This window comes from Pseudomonas sp. WS 5410 (assembly GCF_012985645.1).
In the GTDB taxonomy this organism is placed as follows: Bacteria; Pseudomonadota; Gammaproteobacteria; order Pseudomonadales; family Pseudomonadaceae; genus Aquipseudomonas; species Aquipseudomonas shahriarae.
On sequence record NZ_JAAQWS010000029.1, the window covers coordinates 46139 to 62312 of the forward strand.

Annotated in this window: 17 protein-coding genes, 1 tRNA gene and 3 pseudogenes; 8 read left to right on the plus strand and 13 right to left on the minus strand. The window is 60.4% G+C overall.

Features of this window, described 5'->3' with window-relative positions; all coding sequences use genetic code 11:
- The first annotated feature begins 25 nt into the window (after positions 1–25).
- From lolA to cysG, 5 genes are read left to right on the plus strand one after another with little or no spacing between them, the layout of a single operon-like run.
- Positions 26–649: an outer membrane lipoprotein chaperone LolA gene (lolA, locus tag HBO24_RS27475; protein ID WP_057960009.1), complete on the plus strand. Its 624-nt coding sequence runs from the start codon at positions 26–28 to the stop codon at positions 647–649.
- 10 nt (positions 650–659) lie between these two features.
- The gene (locus HBO24_RS27480; RefSeq protein ID WP_057960008.1) at positions 660–1985 is read left to right on the plus strand and encodes a replication-associated recombination protein A; all 1326 of its coding nucleotides are present in this window, start codon (positions 660–662) and stop codon (positions 1983–1985) included.
- Positions 1982–2356, plus strand: coding sequence for a fluoride efflux transporter CrcB (crcB, locus tag HBO24_RS27485; protein ID WP_057441422.1), 375 nt, complete (start codon positions 1982–1984; stop codon positions 2354–2356). Before HBO24_RS27480 ends, crcB begins: the two co-directional genes overlap by 4 nt.
- 16 nt (positions 2357–2372) lie before the next feature.
- Positions 2373–3653, plus strand: a complete 1281-nt coding sequence (gene serS / locus HBO24_RS27490; protein WP_057441423.1) for a serine--tRNA ligase — start codon at positions 2373–2375, stop codon at positions 3651–3653.
- Entirely contained in the window at positions 3654–5048 is a 1395-nt protein-coding gene (gene cysG, locus HBO24_RS27495) for a siroheme synthase CysG (RefSeq protein WP_057960007.1), read from the plus strand. It abuts the gene before it with no gap.
- A gap of 66 nt (positions 5049–5114) precedes the next feature.
- Here the strand turns inward: cysG and HBO24_RS27500 are convergent, their stop codons facing one another.
- From HBO24_RS27500 to HBO24_RS27530, 7 genes are all read right to left on the minus strand, one after another.
- Positions 5115–6110 carry a glutathione S-transferase family protein gene (locus HBO24_RS27500; RefSeq protein WP_120733461.1) on the minus strand — a complete coding sequence of 332 codons (996 nt, stop codon included), beginning with the start codon at positions 6108–6110 and terminating at the stop codon, positions 5115–5117.
- 88 nt (positions 6111–6198) lie between these two features.
- Positions 6199–7200, minus strand: a complete 1002-nt coding sequence (locus HBO24_RS27505) for a glycosyl transferase family protein (RefSeq protein WP_170060723.1) — start codon at positions 7198–7200, stop codon at positions 6199–6201.
- Complete coding sequence (locus HBO24_RS27510) at positions 7197–7532, minus strand: TusE/DsrC/DsvC family sulfur relay protein (RefSeq protein ID WP_057441427.1); 336 nt, start codon at positions 7530–7532, stop codon at positions 7197–7199. The genes HBO24_RS27505 and HBO24_RS27510 overlap by 4 nt, the downstream gene beginning before the upstream one ends.
- Positions 7529–7822, minus strand: a complete 294-nt coding sequence (gene tusB, locus HBO24_RS27515; RefSeq protein WP_128593583.1) for a sulfurtransferase complex subunit TusB — start codon at positions 7820–7822, stop codon at positions 7529–7531. Before tusB ends, HBO24_RS27510 begins: the two co-directional genes overlap by 4 nt.
- The gene (gene tusC, locus HBO24_RS27520; RefSeq protein WP_170060724.1) at positions 7822–8172 is read right to left on the minus strand and encodes a sulfurtransferase complex subunit TusC; all 351 of its coding nucleotides are present in this window, start codon (positions 8170–8172) and stop codon (positions 7822–7824) included. The genes tusB and tusC overlap by 1 nt, the downstream gene beginning before the upstream one ends.
- Position 8173: 1 nt before the next feature.
- The gene (gene tusD / locus HBO24_RS27525) at positions 8174–8566 is read right to left on the minus strand and encodes a sulfurtransferase complex subunit TusD (protein ID WP_169990004.1); all 393 of its coding nucleotides are present in this window, start codon (positions 8564–8566) and stop codon (positions 8174–8176) included.
- Between the two features lie 87 nt (positions 8567–8653).
- Complete coding sequence (locus HBO24_RS27530; protein ID WP_029293588.1) at positions 8654–9325, minus strand: Bax inhibitor-1/YccA family protein; 672 nt, start codon at positions 9323–9325, stop codon at positions 8654–8656.
- 152 nt (positions 9326–9477) lie between these two features.
- On the opposite strand from HBO24_RS27530, the gene HBO24_RS27535 reads away from it, so the two are divergent.
- Positions 9478–9568, plus strand: a tRNA-Ser gene (locus HBO24_RS27535).
- Between the two features lie 128 nt (positions 9569–9696).
- Here the strand turns inward: HBO24_RS27535 and HBO24_RS27540 are convergent.
- From HBO24_RS27540 to HBO24_RS27560, 5 genes and pseudogenes are all read right to left on the minus strand, one after another.
- Positions 9697–10761, minus strand: a complete 1065-nt coding sequence (locus HBO24_RS27540; RefSeq protein ID WP_170060725.1) for a tyrosine-type recombinase/integrase — start codon at positions 10759–10761, stop codon at positions 9697–9699.
- A gap of 4 nt (positions 10762–10765) precedes the next feature.
- Positions 10766–11002 (minus strand): DUF4224 domain-containing protein, encoded by a 237-nt coding sequence (locus HBO24_RS27545; RefSeq protein ID WP_057441436.1) that lies wholly within the window; start codon positions 11000–11002, stop codon positions 10766–10768.
- A gap of 11 nt (positions 11003–11013) precedes the next feature.
- Positions 11014–11244, minus strand: coding sequence for a hypothetical protein (locus HBO24_RS27550; RefSeq protein WP_057959924.1), 231 nt, complete (start codon positions 11242–11244; stop codon positions 11014–11016).
- 79 nt (positions 11245–11323) lie between these two features.
- Entirely contained in the window at positions 11324–11509 is a 186-nt protein-coding gene (locus tag HBO24_RS27555) for a hypothetical protein (protein WP_057441440.1), read from the minus strand.
- Positions 11510–11761: 252 nt separating this feature from the next.
- Positions 11762–12076, minus strand: a pseudogene (locus HBO24_RS27560) (hypothetical protein); the annotation flags it as partial.
- Between the two features lie 977 nt (positions 12077–13053).
- Here HBO24_RS27560 and HBO24_RS27565 point away from each other — a divergent pair.
- Both HBO24_RS27565 and HBO24_RS29750 read left to right on the plus strand, forming a co-directional pair.
- A pseudogene (locus tag HBO24_RS27565) lies at positions 13054–13371 on the plus strand (hypothetical protein); the annotation flags it as partial.
- A 25-nt stretch (positions 13372–13396) separates the two neighbouring features.
- Positions 13397–13540, plus strand: a pseudogene (locus tag HBO24_RS29750) (lysis protein); the annotation flags it as partial.
- An 88-nt stretch (positions 13541–13628) separates the two neighbouring features.
- Here the strand turns inward: HBO24_RS29750 and HBO24_RS27570 are convergent.
- A partial coding sequence (locus HBO24_RS27570; protein WP_170060726.1) for an autotransporter domain-containing protein occupies positions 13629–16174 on the minus strand: 2546 nt, incomplete at its 5' end.

A 16174-nucleotide genomic window follows, 5' to 3' on the forward strand; every position in this document is an offset into this window, starting at 1 on the left:
TTCACATCATTCTATGAGGACTCCCATGCGTCTTATCCGCATGCTGTTGTTGCCGGCATTGGCCCTGACCGCGTTTTCGGCCCACGCCGACCAGGCATCCGTCGCGAGCCTGACCAACTTGCTGGACAAATCCAAGACCCTGACCGCGCGCTTCTCCCAGCTGACCCTGGACGGTGGCGGTACGCAGTTGCAGGAAACGGCCGGTGAAATGGCCGTGCAGCGTCCTGGCCTGTTCTTCTGGAAAACCGACGCGCCCAATGAGCAGACCATTGTCTCCGATGGCAAGAAAGTCACGCTGTGGGACCCGGACCTGGAGCAGGCGACCATCAAGACCCTCGACCCACGCCTGAGCCAGACCCCGGCCTTGCTGCTGTCGGGTGATGTGTCGCAGATCAGCGAGAGCTTCGAGATTACCTCCAAGCAACAAAGCAACGTGATCGACTTCACCCTCAAGCCCAAGTCCAAGGACACGCTGTTCGACAGCCTGCGCCTGTCGTTCCGCAATGGGGTGATCAACGATATGCAACTGATCGACAGTGTCGGCCAGCGCACCAATATCCTGTTCACCGGGGTCAAGGCCAATGAGTCGGTCCCGGCCAAGACGTTCAAGTTCGACATCCCCAAGGGTGCCGATGTGATCCAGGAGTAAAAAGCCGCCCATGGACCTGTTTCGCAGTGACCCGATTGCCCAGCCATTGGCCGCGCGCTTGCGCTCGACCAACCTGGATGAGTATGTCGGGCAGGAGCACTTGCTGGCTCGTGGCAAGCCGCTGCGCGAAGCTCTGGAGCAGGGTGCCCTGCACTCGATGATCTTCTGGGGGCCGCCGGGCGTGGGCAAGACCACCCTGGCGCGGCTGCTGGCGAAGGTCTCCGATGCACACTTTGAAACGGTCTCGGCGGTATTGGCCGGGGTCAAGGAAATCCGCCAGGCGGTGGAAGTCGCCAAGCAACAGGCCGGGCAATACGGCCGCCGCACTATCCTGTTTGTCGACGAAGTGCATCGCTTCAACAAGTCGCAGCAGGATGCGTTCCTGCCTTACGTGGAAGACGGCACGCTGATTTTTATCGGTGCGACCACGGAAAATCCCTCGTTTGAGTTGAACAACGCTTTGCTCTCGCGAGCGCGGGTGTATGTGCTCAAAAGTCTCGATGAAGCGGCGATGCAGAAGCTGTTGCAGCGGGCGCTGAGCGAGGACAAGGGGCTGGGCAAGCGCCACCTGAGTCTGGGTGACGAGGGTTTCAAGATCCTGTTGGCGGCGGCAGACGGTGATGGCCGGCGGTTTCTCAACCTGCTGGAAAACGCCTCCGACCTTGCCGAAGATAATAGTGAGATTGGCGTCGACCTGCTGCAAAGCCTGTTGGGCGATACCCGGCGGCGTTTCGACAAGGGCGGCGAAGCCTTTTACGATCAGATTTCCGCGCTGCATAAATCCGTGCGCGGCTCTAACCCGGACGGCGCGCTGTACTGGTTCGCCCGCATGATCGACGGCGGCTGCGACCCGCTGTACCTGGCCCGGCGCGTGGTGCGCATGGCCAGCGAGGACATCGGCAACGCCGACCCACGGGCCCTGAGCCTGTGCCTGGCGGCCTGGGAGGTCCAGGAGCGCCTGGGCAGCCCGGAAGGTGAGTTGGCGGTGGCGCAAGCCATCACCTACCTGGCCTGCGCGCCGAAAAGCAATGCGGTGTATATGGGCTTCAAATCGGCATTGCGCGCCGCGGCCGAGCACGGCTCGCTGGAAGTCCCCTTGCACCTGCGTAATGCACCGACCAAGCTGATGAAACAATTGGGTTATGGCGATGAGTACCGCTACGCCCACGATGAACCGGATGCCTATGCCGCCGGTGAAGACTACTTTCCCGACGAGCTTGCCCCGCAACCGTTCTACCAGCCGGTGCCCCGTGGCCTGGAGTTGAAGATCGGGGAAAAGCTCAACCACCTGGCGCAACTTGATCGCCTGAGCCCCAAACAACGGAGAAAACTATGATTCCCTTGGTGGTCGCAGTCTCTGTTGGCGGTGTGGCCGGTACCTTATTGCGCTTTGCCACCGGTAATTGGATTAACGCCAATTGGCCGAAACACTTCTATACCGCGACGCTGGCCGTTAATATCGTGGGCTGCCTGTTGATCGGCGTGTTGTACGGCCTGTTTCTGTTACGCCCGGAGGTGCCTGTTGAGGTGCGCGCCGGGTTGATGGTGGGCTTCCTTGGCGGCCTGACCACCTTTTCATCCTTTTCACTGGATACCGTGCGCCTGCTGGAAAGTGGGCAAGTGCCGCTGGCGATAGGCTATGCGGCCATCAGTGTATTCGGCGGGCTGCTCGCCACCTGGGCCGGCCTGTCCTTGACCAAACTTTGATAAACGAGAGACCGACATGCTCGATTCCAAACTGTTACGTAGCAACCTTCAGGACGTAGCGGACCGCCTGGCATCCCGTGGCTTTGCCTTGGATGTTGCGCGCATCGAAGCGCTGGAAGAACAGCGCAAGACCGTCCAGACCCGCACCGAAGCACTGCAGGCTGAACGCAATGCGCGCTCCAAATCCATCGGTCAGGCCAAGCAGCGTGGCGAAGACATCGCGCCGTTGATGGCGGACGTCGAGCGTATGGGCAGCGAGCTGTCTGACGGTAAGGTCGAGTTGGACAAGATTCAGTCCGAGTTGGATTCCATCCTGCTGGGCATTCCCAACCTGCCGCATGAGTCGGTACCGGTCGGCGAAGATGAAGACGGCAACGTCGAAGTGCGCCGCTGGGGTACGCCAAAAGCCTTTGATTTCGAGATCAAGGACCACGTCGCCCTGGGCGAATTGACCGGCGGCCTGGATTTCGAAACCGCCGCCAAGATGTCCGGTGCGCGCTTTGCCTTACTGCGCGGCCCGATCGCGCGCATGCACCGGGCCCTGGCGCAGTTCATGCTCAACCTGCACACCGGCGAACACGGGTACGAAGAGGCTTATACCCCGTACCTGGTTCAGGCGCCGGCGCTGATGGGCACCAGCCAGCTGCCGAAGTTCGAGGAAGACCTGTTCAAGATCAGCCGCGATGGTGAAGCCGATCTGTACCTGATTCCGACTGCCGAAGTGTCGCTGACCAATATCGTGGCCGGCGAGATCCTCGACGCCAAACAGCTGCCGATCAAGTTCGTGGCCCACAGCCCGTGCTTTCGCAGTGAAGCCGGTGCCTCGGGGCGTGACACCCGCGGCATGATCCGCCAGCACCAGTTCGACAAGGTCGAGATGGTACAGGTGGTCGAGCCGTCGACCTCCATGGAAGCCCTGGAAGGCCTGACTGCCAACGCCGAGCGCGTCCTGCAACTGCTGGAGCTGCCGTATCGCGTATTGGCGCTGTGCACTGGCGACATGGGTTTCAGCGCGGTGAAGACCTACGACCTGGAAGTGTGGGTGCCGAGCCAGGATAAATACCGCGAGATTTCTTCGTGCTCCAACTGCGGTGATTTCCAGGCCCGACGCATGCAGGCGCGTTTCCGTAACCCGGAAACCGGCAAGCCGGAGCTGGTCCACACCCTTAACGGTTCGGGCTTGGCGGTAGGTCGCACCCTGGTTGCCGTTCTGGAGAACTACCAGCAGGCCGACGGTTCGATCCGTGTACCTGAAGTGCTCAAGCCGTACATGGCGGGCGTTGAGGTCATCGGCTAAATGGAATTTCTGCCACTGTTTCATAACCTGCGCGGCAGCCGTGTGTTGGTCGTCGGTGGTGGGGAGATTGCCTTGCGCAAGTCCCGGCTGCTGGCCGATGCCGGCGCGGTATTGCGGGTGGTTGCTCCCCTGATTGAAGATCAGTTGCGTGAACTGGTGCAGGGCAGTGGCGGTGAACTGATTGTGCGCGGTTATCAGGAGGCGGACCTTGATGGCTGCACCCTGATCATCGCTGCAACCGACGACGAGCCGCTGAACGCGCAAGTGTCCAGCGATGCCCGGCGGCGGTGTGTGCCGGTCAATGTGGTGGACGCGCCAGCCTTGTGCAGCGTGATCTTCCCGGCGATTGTCGACCGCTCGCCCTTGGTGATTGCGGTGTCCAGTGGCGGCGACGCGCCGGTGCTGGCGCGTTTGATCCGCGCCAAGCTGGAAACCTGGATTCCGTCTACCTATGGTCAATTGGCCGGGCTGGCCGCGCGCTTTCGCGCCCAGGTCAAGGGTTTGTATCCCGATGTTCAGCAACGCCGAGCTTTTTGGGAAGAGGTTTTCCAGGGCCCGATTGCCGATCGGCAATTGGCGGGGCAAGGTGATGAAGCCGAGCGGTTGCTGGTGGAAAAAGTCAACGGCAAGCCGCCCCATGCACCAGGTGAGGTGTATCTGGTGGGCGCAGGCCCCGGTGATCCGGACCTCCTGACCTTTCGCGCGCTGCGTTTGATGCAGCAAGCCGATGTGGTGCTGTATGACCGCCTGGTGGCCCCCGCGATTCTTGAGCTATGCCGACGCGATGCCGAGCGGGTCTATGTCGGCAAGCGCCGCGCCGATCACGCGGTGCCGCAAGAGCAGATCAACCAGCAACTGGTGAACCTGGCCAAGCAAGGTAAGCGTGTGCTGCGCCTCAAGGGCGGCGACCCGTTTATTTTTGGGCGCGGCGGCGAAGAGATCGAAGAGCTGGCGGCCCATGGCATCCCGTTCCAGGTGGTGCCGGGCATTACCGCGGCCAGTGGATGCGCGGCTTACGCGGGCATCCCTTTGACCCATCGCGACTATGCGCAATCGGTACGCTTCATCACCGGCCACCTGAAAGATGGCACCTCGGATTTGCCCTGGAATGACCTGGTGGGGCCGTCGCAGACCCTGGTCTTCTATATGGGGTTGGTGGGCTTGCCGGTCATCTGCGAGCAACTGATTCGCCATGGTCGTTCGGCGGACACCCCGGCTGCGCTGATCCAGCAAGGCACCACGTCCAACCAGCGTGTGTTTACCGGCACACTGGCCGACCTGCCGCGCCTGGTGGCGGAGCATGAAGTGCATGCGCCGACCCTGGTGATCGTCGGCGAAGTGGTGGTGTTGCGTGAGAAGTTGAAGTGGTTTGAGGGCGCCCAGTCCCAGGTATAACCTGTTCGCCCGGCTGCACACAGACCCACCGTGGGAGCCGGGCTTGCCCGCGATGAGGCTGGCGCATCAGCGCCAGATCTCTTTACCGCTCAATCCTTCTCGATCATGTTTGCTATCAAACGCCTGCAATGGCCCCTTCGGCACGATCCCTGTCGGATTGATCGTCCGGTGGCTGGCATAGTAATGCCCCTTGATATGCGCAAAATCCACGGTCTCGGCCACCCCCGGCCATTGATACAGCTCTCGCAACCAATTCGACAGATTCGGATAATCTGCTATCCGCCGTAGGTTGCATTTGAAGTGGCTGTAATACACCGCGTCAAACCGAATCAGCGTGGTAAACAGCCGCACATCGGCCTCTGTCAGGTATTCACCGGCCAGGTAGCGCTGCTGGCCCAGGTGTTGTTCCAACTGATCCAACTCGGCAAACACCTCATCAAATGCGCTTTCATACGCCTGCTGCGAGGTGGCGAAGCCTGCGCGATACACGCCATTGTTCACGGCGGGATAGATCCGCTCGTTCAACGCGTCGATGGTCGGGCGCAGCGGTTCGGGGTAGAAGTCCAGGGTGTTGCCGGTCAGCCCGTTGAACGCGCTGTTGAACATGCGGATGATCTCTGCCGACTCATTGCTGACGATGCGATTGAGCTTCTTATCCCATAGCACCGGAACGGTGACACGCCCGGTGTAGTCGGCGGTATCGGCGGTATAGCGCTGGTGCATGAAGGCAAAGTCGTCGAGCTTGTCGCCAGTGGAGCCGTGGGCCTTGTCGAAGGTCCAGCCATTCTCCAGCATCAACCAACTGACCACCGACACGTCAATCAGGCTTTCCAGGCCTTTGAGCTTGCGCAGGATCAGAGTGCGGTGGGCCCACGGGCAGGCGAGCGAAACATAGAGATGGTAGCGGCCAGCCTCAGCCTTGAAGCCGCCATCCCCGCTCGGGCCAGGTTGGCCATCGGCGGTGACCCAGTGCCGGCGTTGCGCCTGTTCCCGTTGGAAGGCGCCATCTGCGCTACTTTCGTACCACTGGTCATGCCAGTGTCCTTCAATCAGCAAACCCATGACTGACTCCTTGGCTAGTAAGCGTTGGAGTGCAGTCTAATCGTCTGGGTTCGAACAAATAGCGCAAAGGGTCGGGGTTAATTATCGACTAGTTCGATGTGTTGCGCGCATCCCAATACTGTTGGGCCAGTTCGAAGGCCTGTTCCCGTGGGTGCCCCAGGCCGCGCAGGGCCAAGGCCATGGTGGCGATCAGCGCTAATTGTGGGTAGCTGTCTTGTACCTCACCACGCCATAGGGCCTTTAGATGTTCGGGGTCGAGACTGGCGGGCTTGACGTGGCGCTGGGCGGAGAGGGCAGGCCACTCCTCGTCCCAGCTTGCGCCGCCGGTGGTGCCGTACAAGTGGCTGGTGGTGTCGGGATTGATCTCGATCTCGCCGCCATCGCCCTTGATCACAATGGTGTTGTCACCCAGCAGGCCACTGGCATCGCGGTGTACCCCCTGGTAGCCGGGATGGAAGATGCTTTGCAGGCCGCAGCGTGCGCCCAGCGGGTTGAGGATGCGGGCCAGGGAGTGAATGGGCGAGCGCAGGCCGAGGATATTGCGCAGGTCAATCATGCGTTGCAACTGCGGGGCCCAGTCGCCCAGTGGCATAAATGCCAGGTTGCCTTGTTCCAGAGCGGTCTCGACCTGTTGCCAGTTGCGGCACAGTGGAATCTGCAGCTCACCCAGCAACTGTTCGGTGTACAGCCGGCCGGCCGTATGGGCACCGCCGCCGTGCATGAAAATCCGCACGCCGTTCTGCGCCAGGCACTTGGCGGCCAGCAGGTACCACGGCAGGTGGCGTTTTTTCCCGGCATAGGTGGGCCAGTCGAGATCCACCGTCAGTGCTGGAGGGTTGAGCCGCTCGCGCAGGGCCTCGGTGAAGCCGGCGAGCTCCTCCGGGCTTTCTTCCTTGTGGCGCAGCAGCATCAGGAACGCACCGAGCTGGGAGTCCTCGACTTTCTCGTCGAGCAGCATGCCCATGGCTTCCCGGGCTTCTTCACGCGTCAGGCTGCGGGCGCCGCGCTTGCCTTTGCCGAGGATCCGCACAAACGGCGCAAAGGGGTGTTCGGCGGGAGTTTCGGTGATCAACGGGGCAAAGTCGGTCATAAGCAATTCGTCGGCCTGGGCAGGCCCGCCAGCTTGGCGGCAAGTTTGGCGGGAGTGCCTTTGAACAGTCGGTTGAGGTGCAGGCTGTTGCCCTTTTCCGGGCCCAGCTTCAAGGCGGTGTACTTGATCAGGGGGCGGGTGGCCGGGGACAACTGGAACTCCTGGTAAAAACCCCTGAGCAGCTTAAGGATTTCCCAGTGTTCGTCGGTCAGTTCCAGCGCTTCGGCGCTCGCCAGGGCATTGGCCACCTCGACTGACCAGGCATTCAGGTCAACCAGGTAGCCGTCCTTGTCCAGCTCAAGGGTGTGGGGGCCTACAGTCAGGGTGTTCATAGCCAGGTGTTGACCTTGTCATGGTCGATCGACAGCTGCACAAAACCTGGGTAGTCGACACTCCTGGCCCACTGCGGCAACGCCAGGCCGCGGGCCTGGGCATCTTCGGCAAGCACGAAGATGGCCAGGGCCTTGGCTTGCAGGGCCTGGAAGGGGGCGCTACCGGGTTGCAGGGCATAGATTGCATCGCCGCACAGCAGGATCGCATCTTGCGCGCCACACAGGCGTAGGCAACTGCCGAGGCGGCTGTCGGTAAACGGGGAGTGGGACAACACATGCAAGGTCGACATCAGAGGGTCATCACCTGATCGTAACGGTCAATCATCTGGGAAATCTGTTCGCTGCTCAGTGGCTGCGCGCTATCAGGGGCGGTCAACCCACGCTCCGCCAGGCTGTGGCTGCATGCGAACACGTCGTCGATGCCAAACAGCGAGAGGGCCTGCAGGTTGGCCGTCACATCCTTTTGTTGCACGGCCTTGGCATCTTGGGCGGTTGCCAGTTGAAACACCCCGTCATCGAGAAACAGCAGTCCGATCGGCAAGTCGAATGCGCCGCCGGCCAGCACCACATCCAGTGCTTCCCGCGCAACGGGCCCGGACCATGGCGCCTGGCGGCTGATGACTAACAAGGATCTGGACATTTCATGGCCCTCCAAAGCAGATCAGGCGGTCGGCGTCCTGAATGGCGTCGTGCAACTGCCCCAGGCCTGACAGCGCCCACGGCGCGTCCAGATTCACCGCACTGCGCTGGTAGCGCGCAGCTTCCTCGGCATTCAACACCCCTCGGCGCAGCGCCGCCGCAATGCAGACCACGCCGTCAAGCTGATGCTCGCTGACGAAGGAGCGCCATTGTTGGGCGATATCCTGCTCATCCTGGGGCGTGACCACCGAATTGGCAGCGCTATAGACGCCATCCTGATAGAAAAACAGCCGCACAATCTCATGCCCGCCGGCCAACGCCGCCTGGGCAAACTGCAGGGCGCGGCGCGAGGAGGGCGCATGGGCGGCGGAAAAAAGCGCAATCGCGAACTTCATGGAACACTCTGTAGGCAAACCTTTGCCAATGATAAAGCCGCAGGCAACAAAAAGCCCGCCGAAGCGGGCTTTTTGATGAGGCTGGGATCAGTCGTCGCGGCTCATGATGCCGAAGATCTGCAACAGGCTGACAAACAGGTTGTAGATCGATACATACAGGCTGATGGTCGCCATGATGTAGTTACGCTCGCCGCCATGGATGATGGCGCTGGTCTGGAACAAAATGCAGACCGAGGAAAACAGCACAAAACCGGCGCTGATCGCCAATTGCAGGCCGCTGATCTGGAAGAACATGCTCGCCAGCACGGCCGCCAGCAACACGAAGAAGCCAGCCGTGATGAAACCGCCGAGGAAGCTCATGTCCTTACGGGTGATCAGCACATAGGCCGACAGGCCACCAAACACCAAGGCCGTCATGGCGAATGCCGAGCTGACCACTTCCGCGCCGCCCTGCATACCCAGGTAACGGTTCAGGATCGGGCCCAGCAGGAACCCCATGAAACCGGTCAGGGCAAACGCCGACACCAAGCCCCAGGCCGAGTCGCGCAGCTTGTTGGTGAGGAAAAACAGGCCGTAGAAGCCGATCAATACCACGAAGATATTCGGGTAGCCGACACGCATCTGCTGCGCCACATACGCCATCACGCCGCTAAATGCGAGGGTGAGGGCGAGCAAGCCGTATGTATTGCGCAGGACGCGGCTAACCTCTAGCTGCTCAGCCTGCACGTTGCTATTAACTGCGTAATCCTGTTCGCGCATGGCGACACTCCTCCAGTTTTGAAACGTTCAGTCGCAAAGATCATAACAGACGCTCTGTAACAAGCTATGCAGAGAGTTTGACAGTGTGTTTCATTCGGGTATTATGGCGCCCGCTGAGACAGGATGGGCTATTATAATCCTGTGTTGCGCAAGGGAAATTGGCAGAGTGGTTGAATGCACCGGTCTTGAAAACCGGCGAACGTTAATAGCGTTCCCAGGGTTCGAATCCCTGGTTTCCCGCCAAGATTCATACGAAAGCCCCGCGATTGCGGGGCTTTTGTGTTTCTGGCGTTCGATAATTGGACAGGGTTTTAAACTAGCAGTTTCCGCATCGTTTACGACGCTTTCCGCAACTACTGTCAGATGCTCTATCAACGGGTCGGTTTCACGATCTCGCCAACGCGCCTATAAACCGTCTCGGTTATCCGCTTATCCGTATGCCCAAGCAGGCGACTGGCATCGCCCAGGTCCAATATCTCACTGGCTGCTTTTGGTCGGATGTCGCGGAACTGGAACTGCCGGATGCTCGCGGCAAGTACGCCGTCTCCCGCCTCGTTAGCAATGGCAATTGCCTTGTTCCTGGCATCGTCAAAGCGTAGGCGTAGCATCGGCTTGGTCACCTGCCGGCCATCTTCAGTGATTATTAGGTATGGAGTCCGTACTCCACGCGAGCGCCGCTGCTCTATCAGTCGCTCGACCAGTGTACCCAGGTCATTAAGGTTTCCGGCAGCGGTAAGGCGGATCCGGAGCTTCTTGGCCGTTTTGCCTTGCGACACCTGCAGGAATTCATTTACCGCATCAGCCTCGCGCATCGAAAGCACATCTGCGGGGCGCTGTCCGGTCAGGTAGGCCAAGTCCATAGCATCGCGAAGCTCCGAAGCTGCGACTGCGTACACTGCGCTCCAGATCTCCTCTGTTGCGTAGAAGTCCCGAGGCGCCTCCTTGTTCTTGCGCACGCCGGCGGCAGGGTTGTTCTCGGTGAGCCCCCACTCCCGCGCAATGTTGTAGATGTGCGACAGCAGTGATATTTCCCGGTTGGCTCGAACCTTGGCGGTCCGGCTATCCCTGTACTGCGCGATGATCTGTGGCGTAACCGCATCAATAGGGGCGTCGCTGAACGCTTTGCGCAGTTGCTTCAGGCTCAGGAGATTATCGCTCTGCGTTTTGGGCGCCTTGCCTGGGATGATCTCGCGCTCGTAACGGTCAAACACCTGGCCCAGCAGGGCTCCTTTCTTCGGTACCGGCTTGCAGTCGAGCTTTGCCCATTCAGCCTTCGCAATTTCCAGGTCACCCCCGAGCGGAATCTCCACTCGCTTCCCGTCTTCATTCCTCCCGTCGTAGTAATACCCAACCCACTCTTTACCGCCTTTCATCGTGCGCACACGCCGAATCATTCGCGGCGGCAGGTCCCTGTTTGCCGCCTTTTTTGCTCGCATGTCTTTATCCTACGTTTGAAAGATTCAGTGACCAGGCTTCGGCCGCGACGTTTTCTGCTGATGGCTTCACTCCGGCCAGCTTCATTCTGGCGTAAACGCGGCCCACCACTGGACGGCGCGAGCGAGTCAGTACGTATTTCCAGCCGTTTTTGTTGAGCCACTCGATCTGCCTGGACGGGATCATGTAGCCCGTTATTGCCGCGATCTCTTCCTCGGCAAGCGTTTCGCTTTGCATTTCCATGGTGTGCACCTCTATGCCCGGGGATTGTCATGCGGGCCTGTAGGCCGCGCTGTCTTGATGATGTGGATGATGAAACCGAAGGTGAGCAGCATCCAGGCGACGGTGCCGGCAAATGCTGCGACCAGGGTCTGGTCGGTACCGGTCGAGAGCAGCTCCGGCACCTGCCAGAAAAACCAGAAGGTGGACCCCGCCACGTACAACACGATGGCCGTGATGAGCAGGGTGAGTTTCGTTGCGTACATGGGGTGTCCTTGCCGCGCTGGGCGGCAGAAGGTAGCCCGCCGTTTTCCGGCAGGCTTGTAGAGAAGGGATTCGGGGCTTCTACATCAACGTGGCGAGATATGCCCCTGCGATGTGCTGCCGCAAATCCTGGCGCTCTTCAAGGTCGATGAGGCCCAGCCGAAGCAAGCGGTCGGTCCATCGGTCGTATTTTCGGAAGAAACGATTCCTAGACTTGCGAGTTTTTACTGGCGCAATTGCGATGACTGTTTCTGCGAAATGTTTCATGAGGCATTCCTTGTGGGGGTGAGCCTCAATGGTTGATGTGCCGGGGTGTCGGTTTCCCGACTATTTTCGGCTGAAACTACTCATGGCCTTGACCCCTTTAGATGAAAACGTAGGCGAACCAGAGGGCGGCGGTCATGGCGTCACCTTCGGGCTTTCCCCGGCAACCTGGCAAGAGCCGCAACCATCCCCGCAGGCGCCGCAGAAGTCTTTTCCCGCGGCTACTGCCTCTGCTTCACGTTGCAGGCTTGGGGCGCGGCGCGCCCACCAGCAGACCGGCCCGTCGTCGGTGTCGTGAATGGCCAGACAGAACCAGCCATCGCCTTCTGGACGGTCAGGCTCCCAGTAGCTGCAGTCCGGCTCGCCGGCTTCGAAATAGCGCTCAGAGACCGCTTCGTCGCTGTGGTATTCGAGCTCAACCATCTTCACCTGCAAGCGCTGTGCAGCGATCCAAGCCTTGCACTTATCACCGTCGCCCTCGTCGAAGTCGGGTATGTCGGGGTGAGCAAACATGCCGTATTCGTCGCGCACGACCGGGGCTGGCTGGATTACATTGATTTCTTCAGGCATGACTTCGTCCTTGCCGCTACAGCGGCTGACTTTGAAGGGGGGATTACATTTCAGTAACAACTCGAGAAGTGACAGTTCTAAATCGACTTGCCGATAATCGTTCGTTCGCTACTTGCTTGCGAGATGTCCACCCCTCTGGTTGGCAGCTTTTGCTGCTTGAGCGGCGGCGGCGTTTAAAACTTCAGCCAATTTAGTCGGCTCGCTAAAAGAGACATCTTTTGAAATTGCTTATGAGATACAGCGCGTTATCGTTGGCCGTGGTCTTATCGACCATGGTTGTAGCGGATGAATTACCGGATAGCCCTTTACTCGAGCGCTTTGGCGAAGCTATCAATCAGTTGCCTAAACCCGCTTCTCCTCCAGAGGCGAAGCACGTTCCGCGTGTCTTGGGCGCGCAGGAGCTGGATGCGCTGAATTATCCCGGCACTCCGGTTAGGCCAGAGCCCAATACCACCGGCAATCCGACTATCGACAATATGGAGGCCCGTGATAGAGCTGCGTGTATCAGGCAAAGTAGCGGCTCTGCTTTTCACTGCAGATAGTATTGGTGAGAGATTTGCGCAGGTAGATCATTTTTCCACTACCTCGTTACCAGGTCATGGGCATTCACAACCGCCTTCGGTGTGAATCGCCCCGGGTTTAGTAGACACCTCTTTGCCTTAAATGGCGGAACGCTAGGTACAACACTTCAAGCCGAAAGACCAAGCGGCTACGCCGTTTTCACAGAGGCCTCTGCTTATTTTGTGGACGTACAGCCCGAGGGGGCAGGCTCAGTTTCAAAATATTACGTAGTTCTGCCGAACTGGATTGCAAACAAAAGATTGGCAGCTCTTCAGGGCTGCCTCTAGTAACTAAACGGTTTCCAAGGCTCGCTTCGGCGGGCCTATTTATTGTCTGGAGAATTTTATGGCGGCGCCGGCAATCAACTATCAACCCATTACCACGATTCTTCTTTACGGCCAGCTCCGTCAGTTCGGGAGGGCAACATGAACTTCCCGAACGTGAAGTGGGAGTGGCGCACCGGGGCGGTGGATCAGACCTATATCCAGGGCATCACCTCGATCGAGAACGAAACCACCATCAGTAGCGAACTGCGCAGTGGCACACCGTGGGTTCGGGCGATCAGTAACACCCAGCTTTCTGCCGTGCGAGTACGCTTCGCCTGGCCGGCGCTACAGTCCGTGGATGCGAACAACAACATTAACGGTTACCGGATCCAGTAAAAGGTCGAACTGGCCACCGATGGCGGGGCCTATCAGGAAGTCCTGAGCGAGGCGGTCGACGGCAAGACAACTATTCTGTACCACCTCCGGCGCCGTCGGGGTGGTTCATGGAGCCCGTCGAGCCCAATTTGACCCAGCGCATGCTCAACGAATTATCGGAATCACCGAGGCCGGCGACCAAGGGCTGATCGCCTTACGGGCCTGTCAGGCTTACGCAAAAGAAGTCTCTACATTGAAGTAAAAGGAGCGGCCGGACCGGCGCCACGGGATGGGAACAGGGTGCACGAGGGGCGGATGGCGCCGGGGCCGGCGTCATCCGTCGGTGCGGGCTAGAACTTGCCGTTGACGCCGATGCGGAACGTGTCGCTACGCTCGTCGCTGCCCAGGGCGGTCTTGTAGGAGAAACCCATCTGCCACGTCTGACCTAGGTTGAAGTCCAGGCCAAGGTCGAGGTTGGCAAAATCGCTGTCCAGCGGATCGGGCTTAAAGCGATAGAGAATGCCGTCGTCGCCCTGGTCGGTGTAGCGCATCTTGTAATCGCTGCTGCCACTGAAATTGTGGCCCCAGGCTAGCCCGACCTTTGGTGTCATCACCCCAAGTCGGGTCGGCACGTCATAACCAGTGCGCAGGCCGATAAACGAGGTGAAGTTTTGTTGCCGCTGCTCGTCATAGGACAGACCATAGATGCCGCCACCGCTCTCACGGAAGGCGTCCATGCGCGTGGTGCTGGCGTTCAAGCGTCCGTAAGGAGTGAGCGACAGCGGGCCCTGGCGATACTCGTAGCTGGTGGTCAGCGAGGCGAACAACTGGTCGGCATCACGGGAGCCCTTGGCGTAGTCGTCGTTGCTGCCGGTGATGTAGCGCCGCGAATCGAAGCTGATGCGGTTGTAGCCCACCAGGCCATCGACGAATACCTGGGGTGCCACGTTCAGGCTCAGGTAAGTGGCGATACCGACGGCGTCGGCGTCACTGCGGGTCTTGTTGTCCCCAATGTCACTGCGGTCGTTGCCGTAGCCGATACCGACACCGGCAATCGCGGTCGGCGACAGGCGATAGTCGATACCGGCACTCAGGCCCAGGGTGGTGAAGCTGTTGTCTCGCGCCCCGCGAGCGTGGGTCGAACCATTGTTAATGAAACCGTCGCTCCAGTAGGCGATGGCATCTTGCTTGCAGCCGTCTTCGACTTCGGCTGCGGTCTTTCTCTTCTCTTCGTCGGTGTTGTTTGCCGAGCCGCCCAGCTGTTTCTGAACGGCGCTGGATATTTCCTGCATAGGCACCTCTTGTCCGTCTTTTCTCACGCTGGCATTGAACGAGTTGCGGTTGCAGGACACTTGATGCAACTGCTCCAGGCGGCGGTTGAAGTTGTCCATCTGGGTGCTGGAAAAGCGTTCAGCAGCTCGGGTCTGGGCGTTGAGCAGGCCGATCACCTCGGCATCCCTGCTCGGGTCCGGGCGCGCCGCGATCATAAAACTCACCGAACTGGCGGCACTCGAGCCGCTGCCGTTCTCCAGGCTGAAGGTGACGATGGCGGTGCCGACAAAGGCCGCCGACGGCACGAAGCGCATCGAGAACGGACCCATCATCATCGCCCGGCCGGCGGAGGCGGGAGTCACGGTACCCAGCTTTGCTAGGGTAAATGGGCCGCCGGTCGCGCCCTGGGTCAGGTCGACGGTGGCGGTCTGCCCCGAGGCCAGGATCTGGCTCGACGCCGGTACGGTGATGGGCACGGCGGCAATGGTCAGGGTATAGGGCCGGGAGGCGGTGACGGCGTTGGCGTCGGTAACGGTGATGGTCAGGTTGGAGCTACCGCTGGCCGTCGGTGTGCCGCTGAGCACACCGCTGGTGGTGTTCAGGGTTATGCCGGCCGGCAGGCTGCCGGTGATGCTGTACGAATAAGGCGCGGTGCCGCCGGACGTGCTGAAAGTGGCGCTATAGGGACTGTCTGTGGTGCCGGCACCCAGGGAGGCTGGGGTCAGTACCAGGGTGGGCGCGCTGACGGTCAGGCTGACTGTGGCCGGGCTGGAGGTACCGCTGGCGTTGGTGGCAGTGTAGGTGAAGCTGTCCGCACCGGAGTAACCGGCGGTTGGGGTGTAAGTGATGCTGGTGCCGCTAGCGGTGGCGGTGCCATGGCTGGCCGCGCTGGCGACGGCGACGCTGGTGGCGGCGCCGCCGCTGAGGTTGAGGGTGATCGGGTTGGCGCTGCTGTTGGCGGCGACCGTGGCACTTAGGGCGCCGGCAATCGGCGAGGCGGCGCTGATGGTCATGGAGTACGCACGTGCTCCGGTCGCGCTGTTGGCGTCGGTCGCGGTAACGGTGAAGTTGAAGGTGCCAGTGGCTGAGGGTGTGCCGCTGAGGGTGCCGCTTGCACTCAGGCTCAAGCCTGTGGGTACGCTGCCGCTGGTGATGGCATAAGTGTAGGGCGCAGTCCCGCCGCTGGCCGTGATGGTCTGGCTGTAGGCCGTACTCACCGTGCCGCTAGATAGCGTGGTCGGGCCGACGGTAATCGTTGGCGGGCTGACGGTAATGGTCACTGTGGCCGGGCTGGAGGTACCGCTGGCGTTGGTGGCAGTGTAGGTGAAGCTGTCCGCACCGGAGTAACCGACGGTTGGGGTGTAAGTGATGCTGGTGCCGCTAGCGGTGGCGGTGCCATGGCTGGCCGCGCTGGCGACGGCGACGCTGGTGGCGGCGCCGCCGCTGAGGTTGAGGGTGATCGGGTTGGCGCTGCTGTTGGCGGCGACCGTGGCACTTAGGGCGCCGGCAATCGGCGAGGCGGCGCTGATGGTCATGGAGTACGCACGTGCTCCGGTCGCGCTGTTGGCGTCGGTCGCGGTAACGGTGAAGTTGAAGGTGCCAGTGGGTGAGGGTGTGCCGCTGA